Origin of the sequence: Neorhizobium sp. AL 9.2.2, from assembly GCF_013317225.1 — a bacterium.
Lineage (GTDB): Bacteria > Pseudomonadota > Alphaproteobacteria > Rhizobiales > Rhizobiaceae > Neorhizobium > Neorhizobium soli.
This window is the reverse complement of sequence record NZ_JAALXU010000001.1, coordinates 1,000,671-1,015,580: the sequence shown is the minus strand read 5'-3', so window position 1 is coordinate 1,015,580 and position 14,910 is coordinate 1,000,671. Positions and strand designations below refer to the sequence as shown.

The 14,910-nt window shown below is 64.6% G+C and carries 20 protein-coding genes; 2 read left to right on the top strand and 18 right to left on the bottom strand.

The window, feature by feature from the left end:
* Positions 1–37: 37 nt before the first annotated feature.
* The 7 genes from G6K99_RS04880 to G6K99_RS04850 all read right to left on the bottom strand — a co-directional run bounded on the left by G6K99_RS04880 (position 38) and on the right by G6K99_RS04850 (position 7,087).
* Positions 38–301, bottom strand: coding sequence for a hypothetical protein (locus G6K99_RS04880; protein WP_062579714.1), 264 nt, complete (start codon positions 299–301; stop codon positions 38–40).
* Between the two features lie 160 nt (positions 302–461).
* Positions 462–683, bottom strand: a complete 222-nt coding sequence (locus tag G6K99_RS04875; protein WP_062453440.1) for a hypothetical protein — start codon at positions 681–683, stop codon at positions 462–464.
* Between the two features lie 64 nt (positions 684–747).
* Positions 748–4,545, bottom strand: coding sequence for a glycoside hydrolase/phage tail family protein (locus G6K99_RS04870; protein WP_174195874.1), 3,798 nt, complete (start codon positions 4,543–4,545; stop codon positions 748–750).
* 87 nt (positions 4,546–4,632) lie between these two features.
* Positions 4,633–5,097 carry an NlpC/P60 family protein gene (locus tag G6K99_RS04865; protein WP_174195873.1) on the bottom strand — a complete coding sequence of 155 codons (465 nt, stop codon included), beginning with the start codon at positions 5,095–5,097 and terminating at the stop codon, positions 4,633–4,635.
* The gene (locus tag G6K99_RS04860; protein ID WP_174195872.1) at positions 5,094–5,969 is read right to left on the bottom strand and encodes a DUF2163 domain-containing protein; all 876 of its coding nucleotides are present in this window, start codon (positions 5,967–5,969) and stop codon (positions 5,094–5,096) included. Before G6K99_RS04860 ends, G6K99_RS04865 begins: the two co-directional genes overlap by 4 nt.
* Positions 5,966–6,604, bottom strand: coding sequence for a DUF2460 domain-containing protein (locus G6K99_RS04855; protein ID WP_174195871.1), 639 nt, complete (start codon positions 6,602–6,604; stop codon positions 5,966–5,968). Before G6K99_RS04855 ends, G6K99_RS04860 begins: the two co-directional genes overlap by 4 nt.
* Positions 6,605–6,613: 9 nt before the next feature.
* The gene (locus tag G6K99_RS04850; RefSeq protein WP_174196049.1) at positions 6,614–7,087 is read right to left on the bottom strand and encodes a phage tail tape measure protein; all 474 of its coding nucleotides are present in this window, start codon (positions 7,085–7,087) and stop codon (positions 6,614–6,616) included.
* A 169-nt stretch (positions 7,088–7,256) separates the two neighbouring features.
* Here G6K99_RS04850 and G6K99_RS04845 point away from each other — a divergent pair, with 169 nt between their 5' ends.
* Positions 7,257–8,027: a hypothetical protein gene (locus G6K99_RS04845; protein ID WP_174195870.1), complete on the top strand. Its 771-nt coding sequence runs from the start codon at positions 7,257–7,259 to the stop codon at positions 8,025–8,027.
* 13 nt (positions 8,028–8,040) lie between these two features.
* Here the strand turns inward: G6K99_RS04845 and G6K99_RS04840 are convergent, their stop codons facing one another.
* From G6K99_RS04840 to G6K99_RS04830, 3 genes are read right to left on the bottom strand one after another with little or no spacing between them, the layout of a single operon-like run.
* Positions 8,041–8,256: a rcc01693 family protein gene (locus tag G6K99_RS04840; protein ID WP_174195869.1), complete on the bottom strand. Its 216-nt coding sequence runs from the start codon at positions 8,254–8,256 to the stop codon at positions 8,041–8,043.
* Positions 8,256–8,606 carry a gene transfer agent family protein gene (locus G6K99_RS04835; RefSeq protein ID WP_062453447.1) on the bottom strand — a complete coding sequence of 117 codons (351 nt, stop codon included), beginning with the start codon at positions 8,604–8,606 and terminating at the stop codon, positions 8,256–8,258. Before G6K99_RS04835 ends, G6K99_RS04840 begins: the two co-directional genes overlap by 1 nt.
* 20 nt (positions 8,607–8,626) lie before the next feature.
* Positions 8,627–9,034 carry a phage major tail protein, TP901-1 family gene (locus G6K99_RS04830; protein ID WP_062453448.1) on the bottom strand — a complete coding sequence of 136 codons (408 nt, stop codon included), beginning with the start codon at positions 9,032–9,034 and terminating at the stop codon, positions 8,627–8,629.
* A 110-nt stretch (positions 9,035–9,144) separates the two neighbouring features.
* On the opposite strand from G6K99_RS04830, the gene G6K99_RS04825 reads away from it, so the two are divergent.
* Positions 9,145–10,371: an MFS transporter gene (locus tag G6K99_RS04825; RefSeq protein ID WP_174195868.1), complete on the top strand. Its 1,227-nt coding sequence runs from the start codon at positions 9,145–9,147 to the stop codon at positions 10,369–10,371.
* Here the strand turns inward: G6K99_RS04825 and G6K99_RS04820 are convergent.
* The 8 genes from G6K99_RS04820 to G6K99_RS04785 form a co-directional block, all read right to left on the bottom strand.
* Entirely contained in the window at positions 10,350–10,751 is a 402-nt protein-coding gene (locus G6K99_RS04820; RefSeq protein ID WP_174195867.1) for a DUF3168 domain-containing protein, read from the bottom strand. The two genes, G6K99_RS04825 and G6K99_RS04820, sit on opposite strands and share 22 nt — an antisense overlap.
* On the bottom strand, positions 10,748–11,080 hold the full coding sequence (locus G6K99_RS04815) for a phage head closure protein (protein WP_180215424.1): 333 nt from the start codon (positions 11,078–11,080) through the stop codon (positions 10,748–10,750). The genes G6K99_RS04820 and G6K99_RS04815 overlap by 4 nt, the downstream gene beginning before the upstream one ends.
* Positions 11,080–11,649 carry a head-tail connector protein gene (locus tag G6K99_RS04810; RefSeq protein WP_174195866.1) on the bottom strand — a complete coding sequence of 190 codons (570 nt, stop codon included), beginning with the start codon at positions 11,647–11,649 and terminating at the stop codon, positions 11,080–11,082. The genes G6K99_RS04815 and G6K99_RS04810 overlap by 1 nt, the downstream gene beginning before the upstream one ends.
* A 119-nt stretch (positions 11,650–11,768) precedes the next feature.
* Complete coding sequence (locus tag G6K99_RS04805; protein ID WP_174196048.1) at positions 11,769–13,055, bottom strand: phage major capsid protein; 1,287 nt, start codon at positions 13,053–13,055, stop codon at positions 11,769–11,771.
* 19 nt (positions 13,056–13,074) lie between these two features.
* Positions 13,075–13,668 carry an HK97 family phage prohead protease gene (locus G6K99_RS04800; RefSeq protein ID WP_174195865.1) on the bottom strand — a complete coding sequence of 198 codons (594 nt, stop codon included), beginning with the start codon at positions 13,666–13,668 and terminating at the stop codon, positions 13,075–13,077.
* A 96-nt stretch (positions 13,669–13,764) separates the two neighbouring features.
* Positions 13,765–14,091: a DUF6107 family protein gene (locus G6K99_RS04795; protein ID WP_174195864.1), complete on the bottom strand. Its 327-nt coding sequence runs from the start codon at positions 14,089–14,091 to the stop codon at positions 13,765–13,767.
* A 181-nt stretch (positions 14,092–14,272) separates the two neighbouring features.
* Positions 14,273–14,581, bottom strand: a complete 309-nt coding sequence (locus G6K99_RS04790) for a type II toxin-antitoxin system RelE/ParE family toxin (RefSeq protein WP_113111204.1) — start codon at positions 14,579–14,581, stop codon at positions 14,273–14,275.
* A complete protein-coding gene (locus G6K99_RS04785; RefSeq protein ID WP_174195863.1) occupies positions 14,581–14,856 on the bottom strand; it encodes a CopG family ribbon-helix-helix protein in 276 nt (91 codons plus the stop codon). Before G6K99_RS04785 ends, G6K99_RS04790 begins: the two co-directional genes overlap by 1 nt.
* Positions 14,857–14,910 lie beyond the last annotated feature (54 nt).

The following is a 14,910-nucleotide window of genomic DNA, read 5'->3' as shown; positions in this document are numbered from 1 at the left end:
GGTATGAAGCTTACAAGCCGGTTTACAGGCAACCGGCCTACATGGGAACCCGGACCGTCACCTTGCGCGGACGTTCGCCATTGCCCTGCACCAGCACGGTGACAATGCAGGTCTGTCCGTCCGAGGATGGCTGGGCGGACAAAAGCTGACCTCCCGTGTCGCGCAATACCTTGTTTGCCGCCGTGCCGCAGTCGCCTGCAACCAGGATCAGATAGTCGCGCGCCGGCGCGTTTGCCGGCACAAAGGCCGCCAATCCCGCTATTGTCGCGGCGATGATCGCAATGATCGGCAGTCGCGCCATGGCTTTCGGTTTCCACTCATAAGACGACAGGTGTCACGCCCCGGGATCACGGTCTTGAATCACGTCCCCGAAATCATGTCCAAAGCATTCGATGGAGTATGTATCCAATACCAACTGAATGGCAAATGAATGGTCTGTAATGCTGACCCTCGTGGCGCCGTCATCCCTTGCCCGTCGGATGGATCGGCGCGCTCGCGACGATCCGCCCGTAGAGCGCCAGCAACCCGCCGAAAGCACCGGCAAAGGTGACCAGAATGTCGGCAAGCTCCCCTTGCGCATCAGCGTTAATCTCCACTCCCGCCACATGCGCAAGCGGGGCGGCAACGGCAATCAGCGCGCCCCAGATCGTCTTCGATTGATACCAGGCTTTTGTCCCGTCCATAGCTGTCTCCCATCACGATATTGTCAGAAATCGGCACACAAAAATTGGCACTCAAACTCGGCTGTCAGAACGCGATCGTCGCAAGCGCCGCAATGCCGAGCGGCACGGCTTGCCCGATCTGGCGGATGCTCAGGGTGAGGCTCGGCTGCTGAGAGCCGAAATCGGCAAGCTCGTCGCTCGCCGGATAAAGGAACAGCGGAGCCTCGACCTCCACCCGCCGCACCACGACGCCACTGGTCCCGAGGATCTCGACGCGGTAGCCTTCGTCCGGCTCGTCTCGCGGAATATCGCGCCCGTCCCAGCCGTCGGCATCGACGCGCCCGCGCCGGATCCAGCGGAACTGGGCAGCGCCATCGGCCAACCGGACACCGCGGATATGCACCGGCGAAAGCGGCGTCTGCGCCCTTTCTCCACCGGCAAACACATGCGGTCCGGATCGGCCTCCGACGGCGCCCAGGCTTTCGGCCAGGAAATTCAGCCTCCGTCCCTGCTCGTCACCGGTCAGCCCGAGCGGCTTCACGGCATCGTCCAGCACCACGCAGGCCGCACCGACAGCGCTCCCGGCCGCCATCGCATCCTCGGTTCCCGCCAGTCCCCGCAGCAATCCGGACAGCCGCCATCGCCCCGCCGCGATCTCCTGCGCCTCGGCAAACCCGACGATCTCCCAGATGCCGTTTGACGCGCGGATGGCTAGCCGGTTGTCGCCGCTCAACACCGCCAGCGTCTGCGCCGACGAGAGACCGCCGAAATAAAGGTCGAGATCGAGCACTTTTGAGCGGTCGAACCGTCCCGTTACACCGGGATCGAGCGCCGAAACCAGCAAGCCGAGCCTTGCTGGGCGATCGACCGTCACCCGCCGGCGATATCCATCGGTCGTTGCCGAAGACGAAACCGCGATCCGCCGCCAGGGCCTGCAATAGGCCGCGACAGCCGCAAACCCTTCATCATCGGACGAGGTCAGCCGCGGCAGGTCGAGAAAATGGAGGACCGGCGCAAAGGCGTCGCTCGCCGAACGGCCGCCGTCACGCCGCGTCGTGACATCATCATACCGCCCAGGCGGAAGCGGCGCATGGCTCTGCGCCTCGATCCGCCGCACCGCCCCGTCCTCAACCCGCTGGATGACGAACGTACCGTCGGGACCATCGGTGAGGTGCACCGCATCGCCGGGCTCGAGCGCCAGATCCTGTGGCGGCAGTGTGAAGGAAATCGAGCGCCGTGCCACGCGCTGCGCTCGCAGCATCGATTCCACCGCCCCGAGCGCCGCTTCCTCGCACAGCGTCGCCGGAAGGTCGTAGCTTGCCACCCGCTCGCTTTCGGCCTTCGCACGGCGCGACCTTGCGCTCGCCTGCTCATAGTCCAGAACCGGATTGTAGAAGCCGAGCACCGCTTCCGCCGGAAAATCGCTGTCGTGCCCCCGGCTTTCCGACCAGAGCGGTTCGCCCTCGACCTCCGCCACAATCGCGATCTCGCGCGCAGCAAGGCTCGCGCCCTGCCGCGAGCGGAACCGCAACAGCCCCGCATCCTCGCTGACGTCGATCTGAAACACGCTGAACAGGGGCTCCAGCAGCGCGCGCGCCGAGGTCACCTCGGCCTGCACATAGCCGGTCAGATCGCCGGTCACGCCGGACACGTCGAAGTCGTCAAAACCGTGATCGTTGAGGATGGCCGCGATCGCGTCGGCAAGCGTCGTTCCGCCCAGCCTGCCGTTCAGCCAATGCCCCGTGCGCCAGTTCTCGCCGTCGCTCCAGATCGTCAGGTCGTCGGGAAACGCCGGAGACGGTCGCGCGTCCCACGTCCAGACGAACACATGATCGGGATCGACCATGCCGGCGGGTGCCCCATCGCCCTGCCACCAGCCATGATGCGCTTCAAGAAACCGTCGCTGCTGGCTGTCGGAGCGCCCGCCGGACGAGAAATACGGCAGGCTGCTTTCCACCGATTTCGGATCGACAAACACATTCGGCTGGTTGGCGCCCTTGTCGACAGCCGGGCAACCCAGTTCGGTAAACCAGATCGGCTTCATCCCGGGCAACCAGGCCGTCGCAGAACCGCTCTCCACGCCACCCACCCGGTTATAGTGACGGTTGACCCACCATCCCTGGATATCCTTGGCCCGATACACCCAGGGCTTGCCCGCCAGCCCGTCGGTGATCGGCGAGCGCAGCCGGTTCGCCCGGTCGGCCTCGCTTGCGTAATACCAGTCGAAGCCCTCACCCGCCGCAATCTGCGCCGCCATCGCCGCCCGGTCGTCGCAGGACCGGAACCCATCCGGATTTGCCGCTGCCAGATCCTCGTCGCGCCAGTCGGAGAGCGGCATGTAATTGTCGATCCCGACCGCATCGATATGAGGCGACACCCAGAGCGGATCGAGATGGAACAGCACGTCGCCGGAGCCATCCTGCGGATGGTAACCGAAATACTCGCTCCAGTCGGCGCCATAGGTCAGCGCCGTCGCCGGTCCGACAAGCGCCCGCACATCCGATGCAAGGGTCACCAGCGCCTCGACGAACGGAAACTTGCCGGTCTCATCGCGGATCTGCGTCAGCCCCCTCAGTTCCGACCCGATCACAAGTCCGTCGACGCCACCGGCCGAGACGGCGAGCCCCGCATAATGCAGCACCATCCGCCGATAGCCGTCCGCCCCACTGGCAAGGGCCTCGACCTGCGTCCTCGCAAGCGCTGTCCTGTCGGCACTTCCCGCCAGTCCCGGGGCCGGATGACAGGTGATCCGCCCGCGCCAGGGGTAGCTAGCCTGTTCCGTCTGACCATAGGGATCGGCCAAGCCATTGCCCGGCGCGATGTCCATCATCACGAACGGATAGAGAAACACCTTCAGCCCGCGCGCCTTGAGATCAGTGATCGCCGCCAGCACGCTCGCATCCCCAGGCGTGCCGCCATAGGCAGGGCCGCCTCCGGACAAGCTGACGCGGTGCGCCGCGCTCCTGACCACGCCTGCAACCGACCATACGGTGCTCTCGTCGCGCCGTGTCTCCACCTCGACACCCGGCAGAATGCGGCATTGCCCCGCGCGCAGATCCGTCCCGAACCAGGCAACGACCAGCGCCACACTCTCGAGATTGGGGCAGATCGACTGCAATTCGTCGAGCGACGCCTGCCAGTCCGTCTCAGCCACCATCGTGTTGCGGTTGAGAATGCGGGCGCTGCCCTCCGCCGTCTTCTCGGTCACCTGAACCGTGTGATAGCCATGCTCGGTCGCGCCGGGAATAATCGTCGCCGCCCGGATCTGCCGCTCCAGTGTCCCCACCGGCCGCACCACCTCGAACTGCAGCAGCGGAATGCGGTTGCCGAACGCTTCCAGCGGCAACCGGTCGAGCACGACATAGGCAAGCCCGCGATAGGCCGGCGCCTTTCCTTCCCCCTGCTTCGCCTCGATCAGCGGATCCGGCAACTGCGTCTCGTCGCCCACATGCACCCGCATCTCGATCGCCGTCAGGTCCACTTCCTGGCCATCGGCCCAGACGCGCCGCACGCAGGCGATCGGTCCCTCGCATAGCCCGACGGCAAAGTTGGCGAAATACTGAAACGTTTCCGTCTGAGACCTGCCCGTCGCCTTGGCGCCGTTCCGCTCCCGCGTCGCCTCCTCCTCGAACCGCGTCGCCCAGATCAGCGTGCCCCCGATCCTCGCGGTCCCATAAACCCGGCTGACCGGCGCCCCTTCGTCCGCCCCCGGAATACGCGCCGTCGCGAGCCTCGCACCCGAGACGGTCGAGGAACCGCCGAGCAACGCCCGATCAACAACGCTCCCCGCCAACGCCCCCGCCGCCCGCCCAAGGATCGCCCCGACAGGACCGAACACCCCACCAAGTGCCGCACCCGCCGCCTGAAACAGGATCGTCGCCATGGAATCCCCTCACGCCGACCCAGTCGTGAACTGGATGCGCGCTAAAATTGTCAAGTTATTGGATTGTGGGAGGGAGGTGGCTGCCGCTCACTTGCTCGCCGGCGACTGCCCCTCATCCCTTGCCGTCGGAAACCGGTGCACGGCAGCGATTTTGCGGCGCCAGGAGGGCACGAGAACCGAGCGCGTCACCGCCACCTGCTCGTAGGCATGAATGAAATGGGACGGCCCGACGAAGATGCCCGCATGCTTCACCATCGTGTCCGGTCGCCAGCGAAACAGCAGCAGATCGCCCGGCTGCATCTGCCCGACGCCAAGTGCCGGTCCGAACAGCCGGATGCCAGCCTCCGCCATCCGGTCCTCACCGCCCCGTTCCGCCCAATCGGGTGCATAGTGCGCCACCGGTTCCGGCTCCTCGCCATAAAGCTCCCGCCAGATGCCGCGGATCAGGCCGATGCAATCGCAGCCGATGCCGCGCGTTGCCCCCTGATGCCGATAGGGCGTGCCGATCCAGGTCTCAGCCACCGCGACGATCCGCTCTCCGGCGGCGCTCATTCGAACAGCGCTCCGCCATCATGCAGCCGCTCGCCATCCACATAGGAATAGGCAAAATCGGAGCCCGGCACATGCGGATAGCCGCGGAAATTGAGGAGGTTCGCGAACCGCCCGCCGCACGTCGAAACCGTCTTGTCGCAACCGGCCGTCAGCGTCACCGCCTGCCCGGGAACGACCGCTTGCTCCAGCGGCAACCAGAATGTCAGCCCCGCCTTGCCGTCGGCGCGTCGCTCGTGAACCTCGATATCCACCTGCGCCCCTCCCGCAAATTGTGCGACGCCACGGCCGAAAAATCCCTCCGCAAAACCGGACAGACCCGACACGACGATGCGGCTTTTATCGATCACCGCATCCACCAAGCCATTCCCGCGCCAGGCCGAGAGGTCGACCCGGCAGCGCGCATCACCAAGGCTCGCGTCGCAGCGCCTGCCATAGACCCGCCCCTGTGGCTGGCCCAGCCGATGCGCAAGGCTGCGCAGCTCTGCCTTGAAGGCGCCGCCCGATCTGGAAACTTCGCCGATCTCGCGGATATTCAGCAGCATATGCTGAGCGGCATCCGCCCAGTTGACCACGAACAGCTCAACCCGCGCGCCGTCATAGCGCCCGCTTGCAAGATCCGCCTCGTCGATCGCAGCGCTGGAGAGGCCGCCTTCCACCTCTTCCGCGCTGGCTGCCATGCCGAGCGCCTGTTCTGCCTCGCTTGCCGCAAAACCGCTCGCCGCCAGAAATGTCGTGCCGTCGAAGACCAGATCGCGGTCATGCTCGGTAAACCCAAGCACCACCGCGTCACGTCGCGTCACCCGCCAGCAATAGCAGATCGTGGTCGCCTCGCCGATCAGATGGGCGGCAAGACCCGCCGGGATCGCCCTCATGCCAGCACCTCCGTCAATGGAATGGCCGGGATACGCCCGGCGTCGAAATGCGCCAGATTGATCTCGATCCGGTCGGTATCGAAGCGCACGGCCACGTCGAATTCGAACCCGGCCCGCACGATCTGGCCGGCCGTAGGCACCTGCCCTTCCGCAAAGGTCACGATGCCGGTCGTCGTATCGACGGTGAAGGACGTCGCTGCCTTCGCCACGCCGCCGACCGACACGACCACCGTTCCCGCCACCGGCTTGGTGATCCGTCGCTCCCAGCCGCCGGCCGCATCCGCATAGGTTTTCGTCAGCGAGAACGCGGAGGTCGCCCCATCGCCGACCCCGATCTGCTGGTCGCTCGCCGAGATCGCCTGGCCCGGACCGCAGGATTTCCAGTCGACGGGATCGCGAAACCGAAAACCGTAGAGCTGGCCGCCGCGCGCCTCGAAGAATTCCAGAACCGCATAGAGATCGGCAACCGATTTCACCCCGGATCCGGCCTCATAGCTTCGCCGCGAATCGCGCCAGCGCTGGTTGCGGGCCTCCCGTCCATTGGACAGGTTGACGATATCGGTCCGGCGCACAGGCACGCCGCTTGCCCCAAGCGCCACCCGCAGGGGAAAGCGCACCTCATGAAATCCGCTCATCGCTGCCCCTCACAATCCTCGGTTCCCGCGCGAAACGCTGCGTGCCAGCATCGCCGAAATCTGGCCCTCGCTCTTGCGAAAACTCGCCGCATCGGTCGCCGTCACGTTGAACACGACCTGCGCTCCCCCGCCGCCGCCAGCTGACGCCACACCGAGCGCCCCGTCCGCGCCGCGCCGAAGCGGCAGGATCGCCTCGGCACCCGCCTCGCCCATCAGCCCGGTGCCGCCGCCCATCGAAAAGAAAGTCGGCGCCCGCACGACACCGCCATCGGCAAACGGCGTCACCGAACCGATCAGCCCGCTCACTGCATTGCCGAGCAGGCTTTCGAGCGGCTTCAGCCCTGCCGATAGCGAAATATCCGCCAGCCGGTTGCCGAGCCCCTTCAGCACGTCGTCCAACCCCTTGCCCCCGGTCGTCGCCGTGCTCAGTGCACTGGTCAAAGCCCGGCCGAACCGGTCCGAACGCGCCTCAAGATCCGCCATCACGCCGGACAAGGCTTCAGCCCCCGTCACGGCCGCACCAAACGTCTCGTCATCTGGATCCACAGCCTCAGCTCCCGTTCAAATTTCGCCGACCAGCCACCTTGCGGCGGGCAGGAACAATGCTAGATTGCAATTAATACTATTTGCACCTTAAGATGGAGGAGGCCGAATGCTGATCGATCGAACATGGTTCCGCAAAAATCTCGGATGGATCATTCTGTTTCTAGCTGTCTTACCGGCTGCAGCCTGGGTCATGGTTTACGGCAGCATCCACCTCCCGGTACTCACTTTCGCCCTGTGCGAGCAGACCAGATGCACCGCTCAGGACTGGGCAAGCGCGACCAGCGGTTGGGCAGCTCTGGTGGCTGCCATCATCGGAACCTTTCTGGCACATGGCCAGCTTTCGCAACAGCGCCGGCAGACTGCCTTCATGCTGGGCGATGCGCCTCCGACGATCGAGCGCGTCGTCATGCGTGACGACCAACAGTATGACTGGATCAGAGTCATCAACTGGAACAGACGAAACTTCAACATCGTCGAGGTGCAGGCGACGGTCGGGTTTCGCAACATGCCGATGGGCAGCGTGAAATTCGTTCGCAAGAACGGGGATGGCTCCATCAGGGAGCTCACACCCAGCGTCGAAGCGGGCAAACTGCAGTATTTCGTTGCCATCCCTGGCTGGATAGATCGTCAGACAACGCCCGGCGCGGTCGAGTTCCGATGCGCCTTCGATCTCAAGTCGGCTCCGCGCGCCCTGGCGAGAAAGCGCGGAAACTACATCACCTTCAAGGTAGCGATCTTCTCCGGCGAGGATCTGACCGAAAGAACCCTGAAGATCAGGCTACCTGCCGGGACGGTCGTGAACTACGTCGATCAAAGTATTGATCCAGTCAACGATCAAGGACTGCACCCGGTCGCCTCGGTTGGTCACATGTCATGAGGCGCGGGGCGAACTAGCCATCCGGAAAAGCCCGCATCAGCGTCTCCAGCCCGGCTCGCTCGATCGACGTCGCGCGTTTGATCAGGCCGCCGGTTGCGGCAAACAGTTCCCGTGGCGTCATCGCCCAGAATTGCGGTGCGGAAAGCCGCAGCAGGCAGAGACCGGCGTGCATCGCCGCATCCCATGGAAAAGGCTCAAACGTTTGCGCCTTCCCGCCCGCTGCGGCCATCAGGGGTTTGCGGGTGACGTGCCCTCATCCGTGCCGAAGGCAGCACTCAGCAACTCGCCGACGATCCGCGCACAGGACAGGATCCCGCCATCGACGCTCATCGCCGCCGCCTCGTCGTCGGTAATCAGGTTGCCGCCGCCGCGAAGGCCCGCCCCGATGATGCGGATCATGTCGGCTGCCTTCATCCGCCCGGAGGAAAACCGTCCCGCGAGCTCCGTCAGATCGCTCGCCGCAAAGGCCGTTTCCAGTTCTGCCAGCGCGCCGAGCGTCAGACACAGGATGCGCCGCTCGCCGTCCATTTCGGCCTCCACCTCGCCGCGTCGGCGGTTGGCCCGTCCATGCATGCCCATGAAATCCCCCTTTCATGCTCCTACAATGCTGTGAAACTCACGACGCCGGCGGATTCGAGCGCAATCTCGAACCGGATTTCGCCATTGTGCTCGCCGGAATATTCGAGCGCCGTCACCTGGAACGCACCCGCCAGTGTCGCGAAACTGGGGATGATGATCTGCCAGGACAGGATCGTGCCGGCAAAGAACGTGCTGCGCACCAGCGCGTCGCTCGTGCCGTCCTTGAAGATCCCCGAACCGCTCAGCGATGCCCGCTGCACCCCCGCCCCGCCCAGAAGTTCGCGCCAGCGCCCGCTGCTTTCGGCATCGGTAATGTCGACCGTTTCGGCGTTGAAGGCGATCCGCCGGGAGCGCAGTCCCGCCACGGTCAGAAACGTTCCGCTATTGTCCACCTTCAGGAGAAGGTCCTTGCCCTTCTGTGCCACCATGTCCCGATCCTTTTCCAACCGCTTTGAAGTATTGATGCTTTCGGGTTGCGTGCCGACCTGCTACAGCCGCGGGACACATTTCCTCGCCCGCTCCCCATCGCGATATCGCATTGACCAAGTCCCCCCTCCGGTCTGCCCGGACCATTGGCGTTCTCGCCATCACGCAACTCATCGGCTGGGGCACCACGTTCGAAAGCCTCGGCGTTCTCGGTCGCTCGATCGCGCCCGATCTCGGCCTTGCCAACGAAATGGTGTTTGCCGGACTGTCGGTGATGATGCTCGCCAGCGCGTTTTGTGGTCCGCTCGTGGGACGGCTGCTCGGGCGCCATGGGGCAGCAAAGGTTCTGGCCGCCGGTTCCGTATTCTTCTGCGTCGGGTTGCTCGTGCTGTCGCTTGCGAACGGCCTGCCGCTCTATGCGGTCGCCTGGATCCTGCTCGGTGCCGGCGGCGCCTTCTGCCTGTCAGCGCCGGCCTATGCCGCGGTGGTCGAGCGTGAAGGCACGAAGGGCCGTCGCAGCATCACCATCCTGATGCTGTTTACCGGCCTCTCCGCCACCATCTTTTGGCCGCTGCTCAGTCTCGGCAACGATCTCATCGGCTGGCGCACCACGCTGATGGTCTGCGCTTTCCTGCATCTGTTCGTCTGCGTTCCGCTCTATCTCTTCGCCCTGCCGAAGCCGATCGCCTGGGACACCGCCGATGCCGGCGTCGATGCGCCCCCGGTTGCCTTTACCGCCCGGCAAGGCAAGCTCGCCTTCCTTCTGGTCGCCACCGCCACCACCATTGCCTCCTTCGCATCCTACGGCGTGTCGCCGTCGCTTCTGGAACTGTTGCGGCAATCCGGTGCGACGCCGGAATTCGCCCTGCAGCTTGCCGCAGCGCGTGGCGTCATCGGCATTTCGGCGCGCGCCTTCGATATGCTGCTCGGCAAGCGCGGCAATCCGTTCATTACGGCCGTGACCGGCAATAGTTTCATGATCCTCGGCTTTCTCAGCCTCATCGTCCTGCCGTCGTCGACCGTAACGCTGTGGATCTTCATCGGGCTTTACGGCATCGGCTCGGCAGTCCTGCAGGTCGCAAAGGCGCTGCTGCCGCTCGCCCTGTTTTCACCGCGCGACTATGGCCGCCAGGCCGCACGGCTGTCCATGCCGCAGAACCTTGCCAATGCGCTCGCTCCCGTCGTGTTCACAGCACTTCTCGATCGTTCGGGCGCTCTGACGGTTCTCGTCGTCACCGTCCTTCTGGCCGGCTCGGCGCTTACCGGCATCCTCTTCCTCATGCATCTCGTGCGGCAGAGCAACCGGCTTGCTGCCTCTCACTCGGTCACCGCACGATAGCGCAGCTCGACCTGAAGATACCGCGTGTTTGGCTCGCGTCTGGTGCGCGATCCCGTCCGCAACAGGCTCACCAGCACAAACCCTTCCAGCGTCAGCGCCGCATCGTGCAGCAGCGTATCCACCCGGCTTGCGATCTCCTGCGCCTGCCGACGCCCCTCGGCCTGCGACCACACGGTAATGGTCAGGCTATGCGCCTCGCCCGGTTCCGTGCCGGTCGAATAGTCACGCGTCTCCCACTCTCCAAAGGCGATCGCCGGCAGTTTCGGCTTCGGCATCAGCCGGTCGTGGACACCGCCTTGACCGACCAGCGCCGTCAATGCGGCGTCGCCGGTCAGCCGCGCATGGACCGCCTTCATCAGCGCGTTGGAGGCTGAGGTCATAGTGCCTGCTCCTCGCATTGGCAGACCAGATAGCGACCGGTCTCGTCAGGGTCGCGCACCAGTTTCAGCAGGAAGATCCGCGCGCCCTTGGTCAGCCTCTGCCCGGCCGCGACATCGCTTCGAAACCGGATCCAGATCCGGTGGCTGACCGTGCCCACCTCGGCACTTGCCGCTTCGGTCACAACGAATGAGACCGGCTCGATCATTGCCCAAACGGCCGCCACCGATTGCCAGGTTACGGTCGCACCACCCTGACCGTCGGATACGGAAACCGCATCTTCCAGCTCCAGCCGGGCGGTCATCTGGCCGGGGTCGAGAAACACCACCATCACAGCCTCCGCATGCGAAAGGCCGCGATCAGGCGCTCATAGCCATCGGGAATTCCCGCCGGCTGCTGGTCGGGCGACAGTACCCCGCGGAAGGCGAACATGTGGCCGATATGGATCAGCATCGCCCGCTTCAGCGTATCCGGCACATCGGTCCCGGCCTCGCCATAGCCGGCGGAAAAGTCGATCTCGATCCCGTTCAACGCTTGGCCGGGATCGATCGTCGAGCGCAGCCAAAGCCGCGCCGGTCGCCCCTTGCCGTCGAGCAGATGGTCTTCAAGCGACACATGAACCGCAGTGCCTGCAGCATCGTAAATCGTAACGCTCTGAATCGCTTGCACGGGAGACTTGAGGATGCGGATCACGCCGTCTTGTGGCCAGAAGTCGAGATAGAGCCGCCACGTCTGCGCCATCAGGCAGAGGCCCGTCTCACGCTCCAGATGCTCGCGCGCGGTCGCAATCAGCGATCCGATCAGCGCATCCTCGTCGGCACCGTCAAGACGCAGATGCGCCTTCGCCTCGGCAAGCGTCAGCGGTTCCGCGAGAGGCGGAGTGGTCTGGGCATAGGTCATGGGGATCCTCGTCGAAGATGATATCCGGCCCCACCCCACCCTCTCCCCGCCGCTGCGGGAAGAAGGTGGCGATGGCCGGATGACGGGCAGTTCCGGCAAGCGTCGGTGCGTTTGGCTGATCAGCTCACGGCAAACCGCACCAGCTTAATCGCCTCGAAGTTCTGCACCCCGCCCCCAACCCGCTTGGTGGTGTAGAACAGCACATAGGGCTTGGCGGAATACGGATCGCGCAGGATGCGCACACCGGCCCGATCGACCACAAGATAGCCCGACCGGAAGTCACCGAAGGCAAGCGAAGTCGAGCTTGCGGCGATGTCGGGCATCTCCTCGGCTTCTGCGATCGGAAAGCCCATCAGCGAGGCGGCCTGGCCCGCACTTGCCGGCGGCCGCCACAGATAGTTGCCGTCGACATCCTTGAACTTGCGGATATCGGCCTGCACCTTGCGGTTCATCATGAATGTGCCGTTCTGACGGTGACCGGCCTTGAGCGCGTAGATCACCTCGACCAGCGTGTCGGAGGGATTGGTCGCCTTCCAGCCGCCGGCAACGCCGGTTGCGATATAGCCGAGACTGCCCCAGGCCCAGCTCGCATCGGCGACAGCCGTATAGGCGAGAAAGCCCTTCGGCTTGTTGACCCCGTCACCGCGCACGAAGGCATCGCCCTCCTGCTCGGCAAACACGATGTCCACCTCGCCGGCGATCCAGGCCTCCATGTCGACAGCCGCGTCGTCGAGCAGCGCCTGGGTGGCGGCCGGCATGGCGTAGAGTTCCATGGTCGGGAAGGCGAGTTCGGCCAGAAGCGGCGTATTGGTCTGCGGCCGCGCCGCGGTTTCCGCCACCCAGCCGGTGGTGAGGCCCGTCGTCGAGAACGGTTTCTTTAGGACCGAGGTCGAGACGGTGCGCACGGTCGAAAGCGCCCGCATCGGCGACACGACGGAAACGCGGCGGCCGATTTCCGTGTCGGTCTCCGGCGGTACCAGATAGCCGCCATCGGCGCCCACCCCAACTGAGAACGCCTTCGCCTCCAGCTCGCGCAGACCTGAATCCTCGCCGCGACGGATATAGGCGTCGAACCCCGCCTTGTGCTCCATCGCCTCAGGCGAAAGGTCGGCACTTTGGCCGTAGCCACTTCTTCCACCGAGCGGCGGCCGCGCCTTCTTCAGCGCCAGCTGGTCCAGCACCCGTTTCTGGTCGTCCATGGCCCGGTTGATGCGGTCCACCTTGTCGCGGGTCACCACGTCGGCGGTCAGCTTCTGCTCGATCTCGCCCAGCCTTCGGTCGTTGACGTCCTTGAACGCCTCGAACGCCTCCATGAACTCGTCGAGCGCCGCCGTCACCGTTTCCGGCACGGCTTTCACTTCCGGCGCAACAGCGCCATTTCCAGTTACATGTCCCTGTCCCGTCATCATGTCCTGTCCTTCTCTGTTAAGCCTTGTTCTGCCTGAACGACGATCTCCACATCATCTTCGCCGCCCGCCGCATCTGGCGAACCAGCTCCGTCTCGCGGTCTCGGAAGAAGCGCTGATGCTTGACGTCGGACACCCGTGCCGATGGCAGCATCGGAAAGGTCACGACGGAGATTTCCCAAAGATCCGCCTCGAGAATGCGCCGCACCCCGGTCTTGGCGTCGGTGCGGGCCCGCACGGTTCGAAAACCGATCGAAAGCCCGTCCAGCGCACCGGACTTCATCAGCGCCAGCACCTCCCGCGATCGGGCGACGCCCGGCGACAGCACGCCTTCGACGAACAGCCCGCGACCATCCTCGCGGATCGTCTTCCAGGCGCCGATCGGCTCATTGGGGTCGTGCTGATAGAGCATGCGCACACCGGTTGCGCCGCGTTCGACAAGCGAGGAGAGAAACGCTCCCCGTTCGATCCGGTCACGACCGAGATCGACCTCGCCGAACACGCTGGCATAACCGGAAAACGTGCCGTCGCCGGCAATGCCGGCCAGTTCCAGATTGGCGAATTTGCGCACATTCGGGCGCATGGGCGGGCGTTGCCCGCGGTCAGCGTGCATCGGGATCTCCTGCAAAGTCATTGGAATTGCTGAACCCCATCCGCTCGCGGCGGCGGCCGCTTGCGGCAGAGGAGGTTCGTCGTCGTCGGGATCGCCTTACTCCCTGCGCCGCCCGTATCGCTCGGCTAAGCGCGACAGCGCGCCCAGCACCCACCAGGCCGAAAGGCTGGCGGCAGCCGATCCCGCCAGCAAGGTCTCCGGCTCGGGAAGCTCCCCGCTGATCCCCAACCGCGCCATCAGCCACAGCCCGACCGGCCCGCCGAAGATCAGCCCGCAGGCCACCCCGGTCAGAAACCGGCTCGCCGCCTCGTGCCCGCTTTTCGGCAGGAGATAGACCAGCGAAACGCCTGCACCCGCCACCGCACCTGCGGTCCGCGCAGCCCACACGCCGAGCGTTCCCGGATCGTGCCCAAGGTCAGCCATCGTTAAACTTTCTGGGTTATGTTGAGAGTGTCAGCCGGAAAGCGGATCTCCATCCGCAACCGCCAAGGCCTCGCGCGCATCTTCACGCGCCACATGAGGCCTTCAGGTTTTCATCAATCCCCTGAATCGCTTGAGAGACAGCGTTGACGAGTTGAGTCAGGGGGGTGAGAAGTTGAGTCTCTCAGTTTCCGTCGTCTGCCGGTGCGTCCGCTAAAAGATCGGGCGGCAGCTGACGGCCGTGTCGAATGTGGGAAACGGAGACGATCCCCTTCTCCATCCTGTAGTCGATGACATACTCGCCGGACACGAAACGGCGCCGGCCTTCCAGCGCCTCAATCGGGCTCCCGGCTTGCGGATAGTCCAGCAAGAGCCGCATCGATCCCCGCAACTGCCGCAGCACCGCTTCGGCGGCGCGCGGATTGAAACGCTCCAGATACCGCTGCTCGCTTCTCAGAAAGAGCGCCGCATCCTTGGAGAGCCTGATCCGCATCAGGCGGCGTCGCTCTTCTTCTCGTCGAGCACCTCCGCGAAGAACTCCTCCGCATCGACGAATTCGCCGCGCGCAATTTGTTCCTCGCCCTTGCGGATCTGCAGGATGTCATTCCCCTCCGCCATCAGATAATATTTCAACGCCCGGACAATCACCCAGCTTCTGCTGCGATCCGAGGTTTCGGCGATCTTCTCGATGTCGTCGAGAATGTCCTGCGGCACGCGCAAGGTGATCGGGTCCGAGAGAGCGGGCTTTTCGGATTTGGCGTCTGCCATGACGATCTCCATCTGTAATACACCGTATTACAAAATACACTCTGCGCCGTGATC